Origin of the sequence: Leclercia sp. LTM14 (genome assembly GCF_023736175.1) — a bacterium.
GTDB lineage: Bacteria > Pseudomonadota > Gammaproteobacteria > Enterobacterales > Enterobacteriaceae > Enterobacter > Enterobacter barmai.
Genome location: NZ_JAIKTT010000005.1, coordinates 1 through 16,255 on the forward strand (window position 1 = coordinate 1; position 16,255 = coordinate 16,255).

At 58.3% G+C, this 16,255-nt stretch carries 13 protein-coding genes; 9 read left to right on the plus strand and 4 right to left on the minus strand.

All coding sequences use genetic code 11. From position 1 onward, the window contains the following. Window positions 1–624: 624 nt before the first annotated feature. The 5 genes from K5I40_RS12330 (at window position 625) to tauD (ending at window position 5,010) form a co-directional block, all read left to right on the plus strand. On the plus strand, window positions 625–1,074 hold the full coding sequence (locus tag K5I40_RS12330) for a hypothetical protein (protein WP_223074641.1): 450 nt from the start codon (window positions 625–627) through the stop codon (window positions 1,072–1,074). 523 nt (window positions 1,075–1,597) lie between these two features. Next, complete coding sequence (gene tauA / locus K5I40_RS12335) at window positions 1,598–2,560, plus strand: taurine ABC transporter substrate-binding protein (protein WP_223074642.1); 963 nt, start codon at window positions 1,598–1,600, stop codon at window positions 2,558–2,560. A gap of 10 nt (window positions 2,561–2,570) precedes the next feature. Beyond that, window positions 2,571–3,338 carry a taurine ABC transporter ATP-binding subunit gene (gene tauB / locus K5I40_RS12340; RefSeq protein WP_039032434.1) on the plus strand — a complete coding sequence of 256 codons (768 nt, stop codon included), beginning with the start codon at window positions 2,571–2,573 and terminating at the stop codon, window positions 3,336–3,338. Then, window positions 3,335–4,162, plus strand: coding sequence for a taurine ABC transporter permease TauC (tauC, locus tag K5I40_RS12345; protein WP_039032433.1), 828 nt, complete (start codon window positions 3,335–3,337; stop codon window positions 4,160–4,162). Before tauB ends, tauC begins: the two co-directional genes overlap by 4 nt. Then, entirely contained in the window at window positions 4,159–5,010 is an 852-nt protein-coding gene (gene tauD, locus K5I40_RS12350; RefSeq protein WP_223074643.1) for a taurine dioxygenase, read from the plus strand. Before tauC ends, tauD begins: the two co-directional genes overlap by 4 nt. 179 nt (window positions 5,011–5,189) lie before the next feature. Here tauD and K5I40_RS12355 read toward each other — a convergent pair whose 3' ends face one another. Beyond that, window positions 5,190–6,878 (minus strand): lysophospholipid acyltransferase family protein, encoded by a 1,689-nt coding sequence (locus K5I40_RS12355; protein WP_223074644.1) that lies wholly within the window; start codon window positions 6,876–6,878, stop codon window positions 5,190–5,192. Window positions 6,879–6,995: 117 nt separating this feature from the next. Next, a complete protein-coding gene (gene hemB / locus K5I40_RS12360; RefSeq protein ID WP_039031458.1) occupies window positions 6,996–7,970 on the minus strand; it encodes a porphobilinogen synthase in 975 nt (324 codons plus the stop codon). Between the two features lie 527 nt (window positions 7,971–8,497). Between hemB and K5I40_RS12365 the strand changes: the two genes are divergently transcribed. After that, window positions 8,498–11,272, plus strand: coding sequence for an autotransporter outer membrane beta-barrel domain-containing protein (locus K5I40_RS12365; protein WP_223074645.1), 2,775 nt, complete (start codon window positions 8,498–8,500; stop codon window positions 11,270–11,272). 65 nt (window positions 11,273–11,337) lie between these two features. Continuing rightward, complete coding sequence (locus K5I40_RS12370) at window positions 11,338–11,964, plus strand: helix-turn-helix domain-containing protein (RefSeq protein WP_039031460.1); 627 nt, start codon at window positions 11,338–11,340, stop codon at window positions 11,962–11,964. 3 nt (window positions 11,965–11,967) lie between these two features. On the opposite strand, the gene ampH is transcribed toward K5I40_RS12370, so the two are convergent. Next, complete coding sequence (ampH, locus tag K5I40_RS12375; protein WP_039031461.1) at window positions 11,968–13,125, minus strand: D-alanyl-D-alanine-carboxypeptidase/endopeptidase AmpH; 1,158 nt, start codon at window positions 13,123–13,125, stop codon at window positions 11,968–11,970. A gap of 287 nt (window positions 13,126–13,412) precedes the next feature. On the opposite strand from ampH, the gene sbmA reads away from it, so the two are divergent. Together sbmA and K5I40_RS12385 are read left to right on the plus strand one after the other, a co-directional pair. Further along, window positions 13,413–14,633: a peptide antibiotic transporter SbmA gene (gene sbmA, locus K5I40_RS12380; protein WP_251931022.1), complete on the plus strand. Its 1,221-nt coding sequence runs from the start codon at window positions 13,413–13,415 to the stop codon at window positions 14,631–14,633. A gap of 14 nt (window positions 14,634–14,647) precedes the next feature. Beyond that, window positions 14,648–15,748 (plus strand): DUF1615 domain-containing protein, encoded by a 1,101-nt coding sequence (locus K5I40_RS12385; RefSeq protein ID WP_138370644.1) that lies wholly within the window; start codon window positions 14,648–14,650, stop codon window positions 15,746–15,748. Here K5I40_RS12385 and K5I40_RS12390 read toward each other — a convergent pair. Next, entirely contained in the window at window positions 15,745–16,047 is a 303-nt protein-coding gene (locus K5I40_RS12390) for a DUF2755 family protein (protein ID WP_039031464.1), read from the minus strand. The genes K5I40_RS12385 and K5I40_RS12390 overlap by 4 nt on opposite strands. Window positions 16,048–16,255: the final 208 nt, after the last annotated feature.

Consider the following 16,255-nt stretch of genomic DNA (forward strand, 5'->3'; position numbering starts at 1 on the left):
CTGTACAGCCGCAAGTCTGATATGAAAAGGATGTTTCATCGTTCTGGACCTCCAGATTCCGGAATCTGGTGTCCAGGATCTGGGGTTCAGTGCACCGCCGCCCCCCTGACCACCCCGGCTCCCGGCAAAGAAAATCGCCGCTTCGCGGTCCCTTCGGCTAATGACTTGCGGCTGTCGGGTCGGGGTCGATCCTACATCCCTGTAGGTCGCCCCTCTCGGCGCATCCATGCGCCTCGCCCCGGCCTCCAGTCAACGCCTCAGCGATTTTCAGCCGGACCAGGGTGCCGCTGGGACATCTGTGCCTGAGAGGCATTTTCATCGCGGTAATTTCTTGTTTTGCGAGGCTGCTTCCGGGAATAGCCCTTCACATAGAATGGATATGGCGGTATCTTTTTTACGCGTCTGCAAAATCAGGCGTCGGGATTGACCTCCTGCTTTCTTCATCGGCGACGTATAATGATGCGTCGTACGCTCTGCTACATCTCAATGGTGGGCTGAGTAGGGGCATCGCAAGGTGCGCCGGTATCCGATGAAGCCGGTAAGGTCAACTCTGCTTAGTCCGCCACCCATGAGATTGACCTCTCTGGTGGTGGTTAATTAAATCATTCATCGGAGGCTGCCTTTATGGCTACGACCCTAAACCACACTCACGCATTACTTACCCTGCCCTTCAATCACAGCACGTCTTTTACCGAACTGGCGGACAACTGCGAACGCTTTATGGATGCGCTGGTTGAATGTGATCTTCCCACTGAAAAACTCGCCCTTTACGGACGACTTTCCGCCTGTCTGGCCCTGCTGCAACCCACGCTGCTGGAGCCCGTGCCGGACTATTTAAAAGCGAGCCTGACCGTAGACGATTTACCGACACGCCTGCCCGCCTTCGACCCTGAACCCGATCAACTGGGCCGTTACTGTCAGGAGCTGACTCGGCATCTGATGAGCGGTGCATTCCCATCTGAAGCCGAAAGAGTCATCAAGGATCTGCTTTATGAGCTGGTCAGCTTCTATGCCGATACGCTAAAAATGCCACGCTGGCTCAGAACAGACGAGGGAACAATCCCCTTAAATTAACCCACGAAAAGAGATGAAAATGCTTGAGTCATTTACCGACTCACAGCAACACCTGGTCCGGCTGAAAATCGCCGAAGCGTTTCCCGCAGGCCGGGGCGAGGCGCATGGACGCGCCGAGAGGGCATAGCCTGCAGGGATGCAGGCTGGTGCCCGACCCGATAGCCGGAGGGAATAAGCTGAGGGAATCGCGAAGCGGCGATTTTCTTGCCGGTAGCCCGGGTAGCCAGGGTGGTGGCGATTGAGCCACCCTGGCACGTTCACGGGTTCGGTTGTAACAGAGAAGCAATGGACTGGAAGTGAACGGAACCACCACCGGTGTAGCATGCTACCCCTCACCCCAACCCTCTCCCTCAAGGGAGAGGGGGCCGACCGCGCCGCCGGGCAATGCAGACCGCACAAAATTCACTATCTATTGCCACTTTTTTTCTAAAAACGATTCGGCATTAACGATGCTTTTTAATTCCTTTATCAAAATACCGCCGCCGGAAATACTGCCTCCATAACAACTACGGTAGCAGACACCATGGCAATTTCATCGCGTATCACCTTACTTGGCGCCCTTGCGCTGTGGGCATTTCAGGCGCAGGCGGTGGACGTCACCGTCGCGTATCAGACCTCCGCTGAGCCCGCCAAAGTGGCCCAGGCGGACAAGACCTTCGAGAAAACCAGCGGCGCCAAAGTGGACTGGCGTAAGTTCGATAGCGGCGCAGCCATCGTGCGGGCCCTGGCCTCAGGCGACGTGCAGATTGGCAACCTCGGCTCCAGCCCGCTGGCGGTCGCCGCCAGCCAGCAGGTGCCGATTGAAGTTTTCCTTCTGGCCTCGCAGCTCGGGAATTCCGAAGCGCTGGTAGTGAAGAAAAACATCACCAAACCCGAAGATCTGATCGGCAAACGCATCGCGGTGCCGTTTATCTCCACCACCCATTACAGCCTGCTCGCCGCCCTGAAACACTGGGGGATCAAGCCGGGTCAGGTGGAAATCATCAACCTGCAACCGCCAGCGATTATTGCCGCCTGGCAGCGTGGCGATATTGACGGGGCGTATGTCTGGTCTCCTGCGGTCAACGAGCTGGAAAAAGACGGCAGCGTGCTGACTGACTCCGCCCAGGTCGGCCAGTGGGGCTCGCCAACCCTCGATGTGTGGGTGGTGCGTAAAGACTTCGCTGAGAAGCACCCGGAGGTAGTTAAAGCCTTCGCCAAAAGCGCCATCGACGCCCAGCAGCCCTACATCGCTAATCCGGATGAGTGGCTGAAACAGCCCGCCAACCTGGAGAAGCTCGCCCGTCTGAGCGGCGTGCCGGAAGCCGACGTGCCGGGTCTGGTGAAGGGCAACACCTATCTGACGCCTGCCCAGCAGGTGCAGCAGCTCTCCGGGCCGGTGAATAAAGCGATTGTCGATACCGCCGGGTTCCTGAAAGAGCAGGGCAAAGTGCCCGCGGTGGCGGCAGATTACAGCCAGTACGTGACCGTTCGCTTCGTGAAATAAGGGGGGCCGGATGCTGAATATTACAAATCTGTCTGCCGATTACGCTGGCAAGCCTGCGCTGGAGGATATCAACCTGACGCTGGATAGCGGCGAGCTGCTGGTGGTGCTCGGCCCGTCCGGCTGCGGCAAGACCACGCTGCTGAATCTGATCGCCGGGTTTGTACCTTATCAGCACGGCACCATTCAGCTGGAAGGAAAAAAGGTGGAGGGCCCCGGCGCGGAGCGCGGCGTGGTCTTCCAGAACGAAGGGCTGCTGCCGTGGCGTAACGTGCAGGAGAACGTCGCCTTTGGCCTGCAGCTGGCGGGCACCGGACGGGAAGAGCGGCTGGCGATCGCCCGGGACATGCTGAAAAAGGTGGGGCTGGAGGGGGCGGAAAAACGCTTTATCTGGCAGCTCTCCGGCGGACAACGTCAGCGCGTCGGTATTGCCCGGGCGCTGGCGGCTAATCCGCAGCTGTTGCTGCTGGATGAACCCTTCGGGGCGCTGGATGCCTTCACCCGGGAACAGATGCAAACCCTGCTCCTGCGCCTGTGGCACGAGACCGGCAAGCAGGTGCTGCTGATCACCCATGACATCGAAGAAGCGGTGTTTATGGCTACCGAACTGGTGCTGCTGTCGCCGGGGCCTGGAAGGGTGCTGGAGCGCCTGCCGCTCAATTTTGCCCGCCGCTTTGTGGCGGGGGAGCCGGTGCGCAGCATCAAGTCCGATCCCGATTTTATTGCCCGGCGCGAATACGTGCTGAGCCGCGTCTTTGAGCAGCGGGAGGCCTTCTCATGAGCATTGTGGTGAATGACAAAACGGCGCGCAAACGCCTGACCCTGCGCTGGCCCCTTTCCCGCCAGTTGACCCTCAGCCTCAGTACCCTGCTGGTGCTGCTGGCGGTGTGGTGGGCGGTAGCGGCGGCCCAGTGGGTCAGCCCGCTGTTCCTGCCGCCGCCGGGCCAGGTGCTGGTGAAGCTGTTCACCATCGCCGGTCCGCAAGGTTTTATGGATGCCACCCTGTGGCAGCATCTGGCGGCCAGCCTGGGGCGCATTCTGGTGGCCCTGCTGGCGGCGGTGATCGTCGGGATCCCGGTGGGCATTGCGATGGGCTTAAGCCCGACGGTGCGCGGCATTCTCGATCCGCTGATTGAGCTATACCGCCCGGTGCCGCCGCTGGCCTATCTGCCGCTGATGGTGATCTGGTTTGGCATCGGCGAGACCTCGAAGATCCTGCTCATCTACCTGGCGATTTTTGCCCCGGTGGCGATGTCGGCGGTGGCCGGGGTCAAAAGCGCCCAGCAGGTGCGGATCCGTGCGGCGCAGTCGCTGGGTGCCAGCCGTGCCCAGGTGCTGTGGTTTGTGATTTTACCCGGCGCGCTGCCGGAAATTCTTACCGGTCTGCGCATCGGCCTTGGGGTTGGCTGGTCGACGCTGGTGGCGGCTGAGCTCATCGCCGCCACCCGCGGGTTAGGGTTTATGGTCCAGTCGGCGGGGGAGTTCCTGGCGACGGACGTGGTGCTGGCAGGGATCGCGGCGATCGCCGTGATCGCCTTCGGATTAGAACTGGGGCTGCGCGCGCTTCAGCGCCGCCTGACTCCCTGGCATGGAGAGATACAATGAGTGAACGTCTGACCATTACCCCGCTGGGGCCGTACATTGGGGCGCAGATTTCCGGCCTGGATGTGACCCGGCCATTAAGCGATAACCAGTTTGAGCAGCTCTATCACGCGGTGCTGCGCCATCAGGTGGTGTTCCTGCGCGAGCAGGCGGTGACGCCTCAGCAGCAGCGGGCGCTGGCGCAGCGGTTTGGCGATCTGCATATCCACCCGGTCTATCCCCATGCCGAGGGGGTAGAGGAGATTATCGTCCTGGATACCCACAACGATAATCCGCCGGACAACGACAACTGGCACACCGATGTCACCTTTATCGAGACCCCGCCCGCCGGGGCGATTCTGGTGGCAAAACTGCTGCCGGAGAGCGGGGGCGATACCCTGTGGACCAGCGGGATTGCGGCGTTTGAGGCGTTATCCGCGCCGTTCCGTCAGCTGCTGAGCGGCCTGCGGGCGGAGCACGATTTTAAGAAATCGTTCCAGGAGTATAAGTACCGTAAAACCGAAGAGGAGCATCAGCGCTGGCTGGAGGCAGTGGCCAAACACCCGCCCCTGCTGCACCCGGTGGTGCGCACCCATCCGGTGAGCGGCAAGCAGGCGCTGTTCGTCAACGAAGGTTTCACCACGCGGATTGTGGATCTGAACGAGAAAGAGAGCGATGCGCTGCTAACGTTCCTGTTTGCGCATGTCACTAAGCCGGAATTCCAGGTGCGCTGGCGCTGGCAGCAGAACGATCTGGCGATCTGGGATAATCGGGTGACGCAGCATTACGCCAATGCCGATTATTTGCCGCAGCGACGGATTATGCACCGGGCGACGATTTTAGGGGATAAGCCTTTCTTCCGTGCGGGCTGACTCCCTCCCCGACCCTCTCCCCAAAGGGGCGAGGGAGAAAACCTGTACGGTACCTGACTGTCCCCTCTCCCTTCCAGTTCCCGTAGGCCCGGTAAGGCGTCGCCGCCACCGGGCGTGACAAATGTGCGCTGTTTTTGCCGGGTGGCGCTGCGCTTACCCGGCCTACGAGACATCAACACCTACAAATGTGCCCCAATATACCGCTGGTACCGGCTGGCTTTCAGGTAACAGAGATCCACCAGCACCAGGCCGTCGATGCAGTTGTTGAACGCCGGGTCGCTGCCAAAATCGATAAACTGCACGCCGCCGGGCTCGCACAGCTCGGAATACTGTTTATAGAGCGGCGGAATGCCGCATCCCAGGTTGCCCAGCAGCGATTTCAGGCGGGTGAGGTCTTCCACGTAATCTTCGCCGCCAAACTGCGCCAGCACGTCGGGCAACGAGGCGGGATACGGGCGGCGGGAGGTCGCCAGCGGATGGGTAGCCGGGAACCACAGCCGGTAAAAGGCGACCAGCAGATCCCGAGCCGCAGGCGGTAATCCACCGGAGATGGAGACCGGCCCGAACAGGTAGCGATAGTGCGGGTAGCGCGCCAGATAGGCTCCAATCCCCGACCACAGATAGTCGAGGCCGCGACGTCCCCAGTAGCGCGGCTGAATAAAGCTGCGCCCCAGTTCAATCCCGTGATCGAGGATCGCCTGCATCTCGTCATCGTAGTGAAACAGGCTGTGGCTGTAGAGCGCCTCCCGTCCCTTTAAGGCACCCGGCATAAAGCGGTAGGCACCGACGATCTCCAGATCCTCGTCATCCCATAAAATCAGGTGCAGATAGTCATCGTCATAGCGATCGGTATCGCGCCGCTTTCCGCTGCCTTCCCCCACCGCGCGAAAAGCGATCTCCCGCAGGCGACCCAGCTCGCGCAGGATCGGCGCCTCTTCCTGGCCGTTGCGCTGCCACAGATAGATGGTTTTGCCATCGGCGGTTGTCCCCAGACACTCCGCCTGCGTCAGGGCGCGCTTCAGGGTGGCCCGATCTTCCGGGCGGGCAATGGCGGATTCGGTTTTGAACACGCCTGACAGCCCCTTGCCGAGACGCAACACATGCTGGCGGCACTGTTCGGCCATCTCCCGGGCTGAAAGGGTCGGGCTATACCAGTGGCTCCAGCCGATCTGCTGGCCGATTTTCACCGGCAGGCGGCAGTGGCGACGGCGAAACATCTGCTGCATCAGCAGAAGCATCGACAGCTGCGGCGAGAGCAGGGTGCTGGCATAAAACAGCAGGCTGTTGCGGGCGTGGATGTTCACCGGCAGCAGCGGCGCGCGGAATTTGCCCGCCAGCTTGATAAAGCCGGGGTGCCACTTTTTATCGCGGATCCCGGTGCGCGTCGGGCGGGAGACTTCCCCGGCCGGGAAGAAGATCAGCACCCCGGCGTTTTGCAGGTGCTGTTCCATCAGGGTGAACGACGACTTCGCCGTGCGTCCGCCCATATTATCCACCGGGATAAACAGCGAGCTTAGCGGCTCCAGGTGGCTCAGCATGCGGTTGGTGACAACTTTCACGTCCCGGCGCACCCGGGAGATGGCATACAGCAGCGCCAGGCCGTCCAGCGTCCCGGTGGGGTGGTTAGCGATAACAATCAGCGGACCGTGAGCGGGAATTTGTTCGAGGTCGTGAGCCGGAATGGCGCAGAGGATATCAAGATGTTCCAGAACCTGTTCCACCATATCGAGCCCTTTCAGGTGACGGTGGTCGGCGGCAAACTGCTGAAATTCTTCTTCGTGTAAGAGCTTCTTTAACAGGCTTTTTTGCCAGGGTGCAGGTTTCGCCTGCGGCCAAAGGTCATCGAGAACGCTGTCGAGACTAAACATGGTGGCTCCTCCTCCTGTTCTGCGAAGACAGTAGAAGCGCCAGATGTCGGTGGTATTGCAGTGTGGTGAAGGTTTGTCGCAGGCCGGGCAGGGCGAAGCCCCACCCGGCACTGGCGGTTAACGCAGAATTTTCTTCTCGGCCAGATCCAGCGCGAAGTAGCTGAAGATCAGATCCGCGCCCGCGCGTTTGATCGCACCCAGACTTTCGAGGATCACTTTCTCTTCGTCGATCGCACCCGCCTTCGCGGCGAACTTGATCATCGCGTACTCACCGCTCACCTGATACGCGCCCAGCGGCAGTTCGGTGCGCTCGCGAATGTCGCGCAGGATGTCCAGATAGGCACCAGCCGGTTTAACCATCAGGCAGTCAGCGCCCTGGGCTTCGTCGAGGAGCGATTCACGGATCGCTTCCCGGCGGTTCAGCGGGTTCATCTGGTAGGTTTTGCGATCGCCCTTCAGCGCGGTACCGGCTGCTTCACGGAACGGGCCGTAGAAGGAGGAGGCGAATTTGGTGGAGTAGGACATGATCGCCGTGTCGGTGAAACCGGCGGCGTCCAGCGCCTGGCGAATGGCCTGAACCTGGCCGTCCATCGCCGCGGAGGGGGCGATAAAGTCAGCGCCCGCTGCGGCTGCCACGACCGCCTGTTTGCCCAGGTTGAGCAGGGTCGCGTCGTTGTCCACGCCGTGATCGCACAGCACGCCGCAGTGGCCGTGGGAGGTGTATTCGCAGAAGCAGGTATCGGACATGACGATCATTTCCGGTACGGTCTGTTTGGCGATGCGCGACATACGCGCCACCAGACCGTCCTCTTTCCAGGCATCGCTGCCGGTGGCGTCGGTATGGTGGGAGATGCCGAAGGTCATGATTGAGCGGATGCCCGCGTTGGCAATGCGTTCAATTTCGCGCGCCAGGTGCTTCTCAGGAATGCGCATCACGCCCGGCATGGCATCGATGGCTTTGTAGTCGTCGATCTCTTCTTCAACAAAAATTGGCAACACCAGATCGTTTAAGGACAGGGTTGTCTCTTCAAATAATGCGCGCAACGCCGGGGTTTTGCGCAGGCGACGGGGACGAGCAATTAAATCGGTCATGATATGCCTGAAGTCGGTGAATCAAAGAGAGGCAGTGTAACCGAAATGCGCGCAGACTGTTTTACTAAAGTTGTCGTTTTGGCCACAGAGTGCGCAGCGGTAAAATCGGCATTATTTTTGCTTTATATGTTTTTCCGCCTGAAATAAGTTTACGCTTTATCGGCGAGCATTAATTACAGGGCCATGGATATAGTGAATCCAGGTAATATCTCAACTTGCCTTGCTGATGCTGTTAGTTGCTGGTTGTTATTTATTTATTTTATCTCTTATTTTCTTTTATTTTATAATTAACAATGATCTTTCGCCTCGCCTTATTTTTCTTTCGAATATATATAACATACTGTAATTAAAGTTGTTTTTTATTATTTTTGTATTTTAAAAAGTGCTGTGGTTATTTTGTCTGTTTCCGGACTTAATTGCCGCATTCATTGAACTATTTTCTTTCGAGACTGCATAATTCGCCTCGCAATATATTTGCACTGTATTTACGGACAAACTTGCTTACGTCCCTGAGGAGGGATGACCCAATGCAAACATGGAAAAAGAAATTTGTTGTATCTCAACTTGCATTAGCCTGCACGCTGGCTATCGCTTCTCAGGCCAATGCAAAGGATATTTCTGATACTACTTACAACACCTTTGGTTACGATAATACCGCCACCTCGGCCTGGTATAATGGATATTCCGACTGGAATGACTCTTCCGCGGCACACGATGGCGATATCTATCCTGTCATCAACAAGTCCACGGTGAACGGCGTGATTTCAACGTACTACCTGGACGACGGCGCGGGCGGTCGTGCCAACGCGCTGTCTATTTCCAACAGCACCATTAACGGGATGATCACCTCGAAGTGCATGACCACTGAATGTGCCAGCGGCCTGAATTCAGACGGCACGACGCACCAGCAGTACGACCGTTTTGCGCTGACGGTGGACAATACCACCATCAACGATACCTATGAGCATTACGCTTACGACGTGGTAAGCGGCAGCAGCACGACCACCACCTACTGGGATACCTACGCGCTGGGTAATGCCATCACCCTCGACGTTGAGTCGGACATTGTTATTCAGAACAACTCCCGCGTGGCCGGTATCACCCTGACCCAGGGCTATCACCAGCTGGACAACACCCCGTATGACGCGGTCACCGGCATTGAGGACAACGGCCACGTCTTTACCAACACCCTGCAGGTGAAAGATTCTGTCGTCACCTCAGGCGCCTACAGCGACCTGGGCACCAGCGGTTTTTATGGTCAGTCGGCAAAACCGAGCGATTACGGCGAAAACAACGCCACGGCCTCGGATGATGCGGCGCTGATCGTCACCGCCAGCAGCGCGGATAACGCCATGCGCACCACGGCGAACTTCGATCGCTCCACCCTGACCGGCGATGTGCTGTTCACCAGCACCTTCGACAACAACTTCTATCCGAATGGCGATCCGGCCACCGATACCACCGCCGACGGCGTCTACAACCCGACCACCAACGGCTGGGACGGTACCGACAAACTGGATCTGACCCTGACCAACGGCAGCAAATGGGTCGGCGCGGCGGTCTCCAGCGTGGAGGCGATCGGGCCGGGTCAGATGTACGGTCAGGGCTACAGCAGCGTCGACTGGCGTGCGCTGTCGCCAAACAGCATCTGGCCAGCCTCAACGTTCAACAGCAACGGCCATCTGGTGGGTAATCAGGTTTACCAGAGCGGTCTGTTCAACGTCGTGCTGGATAACGGCTCAGAGTGGGATACCCGTAAGCAGTCCAACATCGATACCCTGACCGTTAACAACCGCTCGCAGGTTAACGTCGAGAGCTCCGGCCTGCTGGCTGACAGCATCACCCTGACCAACCGCTCGTCGATGAACATCGGCGATTCCGGTGACGTGGCGACCGACAGCCTGTATCTCGACAGCGCCAGCCGGCTTACCCTGACTCAGGAAACCGCCGGGCTGTACGCCAACACCATTACCGTTGATAACCAGGCTGAACTGGCGCTGGGTCTGGGCCAGGTGGATACCCACAAAATGGTGCTGACCGACGGCGGCGTGCTCAACGTTGCCAGCCGCGATTACGTGTTCAATTCCGATCTGAACAACGCCCGCTATGTCTCTGACGATATCCACCATGCTGAGTACGATTACGGGGTGATTGCCCTCAATTCTGACGGGCATCTGGCGGTGAACGGTGAAGTCTCCGGTAACTACAACGTGCGTCTGGATAACGCGACCGGGGCGGGTTCAGTTGCCGACTATAACAATAACGAGATCGTTCGCGTTTACGACAACAACGCGGATACCCGGTTTAGCTTTACCGCGGCCAATAAAGCGGATCTCGGTGCTTACACTTACCAGGCGCAGCAGCAGGGCGACACCGTGGTGCTGCATCAGGAGCGTCTGACCGATTACGCCAACATGGCCCTGAGCATTCCATCAGCCAACACCAATATCTGGCATCTGCAGCAGGATGCGCTCTCTACCCGTCTGACCAACAGCCGTCACGGCCTGAAGGACAACGGCGGCGCGTGGGTAAGCCTTGTCGGCGGTAACTTCGACGGCGATAACGGCACGATCCACTACGATCAGGACGTCAGCGGCATCATGGTGGGTCTCGATACCTGGATTGATGGCAACAACGCCGACTGGATCTTCGGTGCGGCAGCGGGCTTTGCCAAAGGCGATATGAGCGATCGTACCGGCCAGGTGGATCAGGACAGCCAGACCGCCATGGTCTACTCCGCGGCGCGCTTTGAGAACGCTATCTTCCTCGACAGCTCCCTGAGCTACTCGCGCTTCAATAACGATCTCTCTGCGACCATGAGTGATGGCAAGTACGTCGATGGCAACACCACGACCGATGCCTGGGGCTTTGGCCTGAAGCTGGGCTACGACTGGAAACCGAACACGGCCGGTTACCTGACACCGTACGCGGCTATCTCCGGGCTGTTCCAGTCTGGCGACGACTACCGTCTGAGCAACGATATGCGCGTGGGCAGCCAGTCTTACGACAGCATGCGTTATGAGGCCGGTTTCGACGCGGGTTACACCTTCGGTTATGGCGACGATCAGGCGCTGACGCCGTTCTTCAAACTGGCGTACGTCTATGATGATGCCGGTGAAGATGCGCGCGTGAACGGCGACAACATCGACAACGGCGTGAAAGGCTCTGCGGTTCGCGTGGGGCTGGGGACGCAGTTCAGCTTCACCAAACACTTCAGTGCTTACACTGATGCGACTTACCTGGGTGGGGGTGATGTCGATCAGAACTGGGGCGCAAACCTGGGTGTGAAATACACCTGGTAATACGTCTGATGCGGGGAGGCTTGCCTCCCCGTTTTTTAGCTCAGTTAAGGATGACCTGAGGCCTCATGAACCGTTATGCAAAACCCATTTCTGAGTTCTCCCGACTTGAACATTGCCTGGCGTCGCACAGCACGCCATTCAAACTTCCCGCAATGCATCCTCTCTTCGGGGAGGGCGATCGAGAAAATGACAACGCAGTGGTGCTGCAGTCGGGCACGCTCAGTATTCATCGTCAGCAGGACGACCTGCTGATAGAGATTGTTGCCGCGCCTTATATCTTCGGGCTCAATGCCGGCATGATGGGCTGCAGCACCGAATATCTGCTGGTGACGCAATCGCCCTGTACCGGTTTCTGGCTGCCTGCGGCGAGTGCCCGCCAGCTGATTCAACAGGCCGGACTGTGGTCCGACGCCTTCTGCTGGCTCTCCTGGCACCACCGCATGATGGAGATCCGCGATAAACAGCTGGTAGGCAATAACTCCTACAGCCAGATCCGCTCCACGCTGCTGGACATGGCCCAGTGGGACGAGGGACTGCGGATGCGGGTGGGGGTGATGAACTACATTCAGCGCCGCACGCGCATTTCGCGTTCGGTGGTGGCAGAAGTGCTGGCGGCGCTGCGGCAGGGGAACTACATCATGATGGAAAGGGGCAAACTGATCGGTATCAACCATTTGCCCGCTGAATATTAAGCCTCAGGATGCCGGAATAACCTGCGGTTTGTTCTCGCTCAACTCCACCACTAGCTGGTTAACGCCGTCGCTCATGTTGACGAAACGCGTGAGCGGCGAGCGCGTCACCACCACGAATACCCCCACGTTAGACTGCGGGATCATCGCCATATAGGTGATGAATCCGCCGCCACCGCCGGTTTTCTGGATAATCCCCGGACGACCGTTTTTCGGCGACATATAGACCCAGCCAAGGCCCAGCGCGTCCGCGCGGCCCGGCACATCCATCCCGATCACCCGCGTTAACTGGCTGCGCTGATAGATCAGGGTCTGCATTCTGTCGGCCTGGTTGCTGCGCGAATAGAAATCCGAGGAGAGGAACTGCTGCATCCAGCGCATCATGTCCCCCGGCGTGGAGTAAACCCCGCCGCTGCCCACTGCGGCCAGAGTGTTGTTACACGGGCTGGCCCCTTTTTCCGCCACCATCAGGCGTTTGCACTGATCGGGGGAGGGGGTAAAGGTGGTGTCTTTCATCCCCAGCGGACGGGTGATCTGCTCTTCGAACAGCTGCGCATAGGGCTTGCCGGCGGCGTTGCCCAGCGCGTCGGCCAGCAGGTCAAACGCCAGGTTGGAGTAGGCGGCCTGCGTGCCCGGCGTCGATTTCAGGGTCGCCGTCGACAGCCAGTTCCAGCGCTGATCCCGGGTGGGCCAGACGAAGACCGGACGATGCGCCGCGCCGCCCGGCTGTTCGCGCGGCAGGGCGCTGGTGTGGGTAGCGAGGTTAACGAGCGTAATCGGCGCGCCCTGATAGGTCGGCACGCGAGCCCCCGGCGGGGCATATTTACTTAACGGATCGTTGAGCCTGACCACGCCCTGATCGAGCAGTTTTACCAGCATCTCGCTGGTCATTAACTTGGTCAGGGAGGCGATGCGCACCACCGAATCCAGCTGCGGGTGAACGTTGTTGCCCGGGCGCGTTTCGCCAAAGCTGCGGAACACGCGCTGGTTGCCGTCAATCGCTACCAGAGCCATCCCCGTTGCGCCACTGCCGTAAAAAATATGATTTGCGTAGCGATCAACCACATCAGAGGCAAAAGCCGGATCGGCGATCGGCTCGACAGCCTGCACGCTGGTGAGGCTGGCCGCATACAGCGCGGCGGAGAGGAACAGACAACGTTTCAACGAAAGTATCCATGAAATGAATGAAAAAAGTATGCGTATTTATACTACTAATCGGCGTATTGCAAAGGCCTGAACAGCATAACGATAGCGTGAAAAACGTAACCATGGGTAAATACGAACAATTTCGTGATTACCGATCTCATGTTTTGTGACATTGCGCTTATGATACCTGTCAGATTCATTCACTTTTCCGCCCGGGTGGCGGGTGACGGCGAACTAAAACCAGGCCGACAGGTCTGATAATCCGTCGTGCACAGCAGTAAAGATAACAACCAGAAGGAAGCGTTATGTTTAAGTCGTTTTTCCCAAAACCGGGACCCTTTTTTCTCTCGGCCTTTATTTGGGCTCTGATCGCAGTCATTTTCTGGCAGGCGGGTGGTGGGGCCTGGATTGAGCGTCTGGCTGGCGCTACCGGCGATGTACCCATCAGCGCGGCGCGTTTCTGGTCGCGCAGCTACCTGCTCTTTTATGCCTACTATGCGATCTGCGTCGGGGCGTTTGCCCTGTTCTGGTTTATTTACTCGCCGCACCGCTGGCAGTACTGGTCGATTCTTGGCACCGCGCTGATTATCTTCGTCACCTGGTTTCTGGTGGAAGTGGGGGTGGCGGTCAACGCCTGGTATGCCCCGTTCTATGACCTGATCCAGACCGCGCTCAGCTCGCCGCATAAGGTCACCATCAACCAGTTTTATCACGAAGTGGGCATTTTCCTTGGCATCGCGCTGATCGCTGTAATTATCGGCGTGATGAATAACTTCTTCGTCAGCCACTACGTGTTCCGCTGGCGTACCGCGATGAACGAACACTATATGGCCCACTGGCAGCAGCTGCGCCATATCGAAGGTGCCGCCCAGCGTGTGCAGGAAGACACCATGCGCTTTGCCTCCACCCTGGAGGATATGGGCGTGAGTTTTATCAACGCTATCATGACCCTGATCGCCTTCCTGCCGGTGCTGGTGACCCTGTCGGCACACGTGCCGGACCTGCCGATTGTCGGCCATCTGCCGTATGGCCTGGTGATCGCCGCGATTGTCTGGTCGCTGATGGGGACCGGTCTGCTGGCGGTGGTCGGGATCAAGCTGCCGGGGCTGGAGTTTAAAAACCAGCGCGTCGAAGCGGCCTACCGTAAAGAGCTGGTCTATGGCGAAGATGATGCCAGCCGCGCCTCGCCGCCAACGGTGCGCGAGCTGTTCGGCGCGGTGCGCCGGAACTACTTCCGTCTCTATTTCCACTACATGTACTTCAACATTGCCCGCATTCTCTATCTGCAGGTGGATAACGTTTTCGGTTTGTTCCTGCTGTTCCCGTCGATTGTGGCCGGTACCATTACGCTCGGTCTGATGACGCAAATCACTAACGTGTTCGGTCAGGTACGCGGCTCGTTCCAGTATCTGATCAGCTCGTGGACCACGCTGGTGGGGCTGATGTCCATCTATAAACGTTTACGCAGTTTTGAACGTGAGCTGGACGGTCAGGATCTACAGGAAGTTACCCATACGTTAGGTTAATACAGGGAGTGTCTATGTCTTTTACCGTACCGCGCGCGTTACCCCTTTCGCTGCTTGCCGTCCTGGTGCTGGCCGGGTGTGCTGAGAAAGGGGCGGCGCCGCTGAAAAAGGGCGAAAAGCCCGTCGACGTGGCAAGCGTGGTGCGGCAAAAAATGCCTGCCACGGTAAAAGACCGGGACCAGTGGGCCTCGGCGCTGGCGAAAACCTTTGAGAGCCAGAAGATCGCCCCCACCGAGGAGAACATCTGCTCGGTGCTGGCGGTGGCGCAGCAGGAGTCGCTCTATCAGTCCGACCCGGCGGTGCCCGGGCTGAACAAAATCGCCTGGAAAGAGATCGACCGGCGCGCCGAAAAGCTGCATATCCCGACGTTCCTGGTGCATACCGCTTTGAAAATCACCTCCCCGAACGGCAAAAGCTACAGCGAGCGGCTGGATGCAGTGAAAACCGAGAAGCAGCTGAGCGCCATCTTCGATGACATGATCGGTACGGTGCCAATGGGGCAGACCCTGTTTGGCTCGCTTAACCCGGTGCATACCGGCGGGCCAATGCAGGTGAGTATCGCCTTTGCTGAAAAGCATACCGACGGCTATCCGTGGAAAATCGAAAACACGGTTCGCCAGGAGGTCTTCTCCCTGCGCGGCGGACTCTGGTTTGGCACCTACCATCTGCTGAACTACCCCACCAGCTATACGGTGCCGCTCTACCGCTTTGCTGACTTTAACGCTGGCTGGTATGCCAGCCGCAATGCAGCGTTCCAGAATGCCGTCAGCCGCGCCAGCGGCGTGAAGCTGGCGCTGGATGGCGACCTGATTGTCTATGGCAGCAACGAGGCAGGGAAGACGGAGCTGGCGGTGCGCAAGCTGGCCAGCAAGCTGGATATGAGCGAGAGCGAAATTCGTCAGCAGCTGAGAAAGGGCGACAGCCTGGCGTTTGAGAAAACTGAACTGTATGAGCGGGTGTATAAACTGGCGGAGCAGAAGAGCGGAAAGACGTTACCGAGAGCGATGCTACCGGGGATCCAGCTTGAGAGTCCGAAAATCACCCGCAATCTGACCACGGCCTGGTTTGCCCAGCGCGTTGACGATCGCCGGGCGAAATGTATGGCGCTGAATTAACGGTAGCGGCGCCAGCGCACCACGACGGCAACGGCGCCTAACACTACCAGACCGACAAGGAAGGGGATCAGTCCGAAGACGGTGCCGACGCCCAGGCCAATTTCAACCCGCGGGCGGCCGCTGTCTTCGACCTGCATCAGATGTTCGTAGACCCCTGGTGCATGCACCAGAATGTTCAGCAATTGCGAACCTGCCCAGAAGCAGAACAGCACAAACAGCGCGTAAGCAATATTACCCGCCGTGGAGGTTTTGGGTTGTCTGGTGCTGAAGATGGGCTTCGGCATAGTGAAGTCTGCCATAAATACCTCCGAGTGTTCTGCCTGGCTATGTGCCTGTTGTACACGTCAAGTTTGACAGCACATTGCCGTTGTCAATATCGGAATGATGGTAATTTGGCCTGGGGAATTCTCCTGGTTTACCAATTTCTGCCGCGCATCACAGATTTTTTACTTAAGTGAAATTCACTCTCATTTCAGATTTTCCGCATACGCCGCAGACCTGGCGACA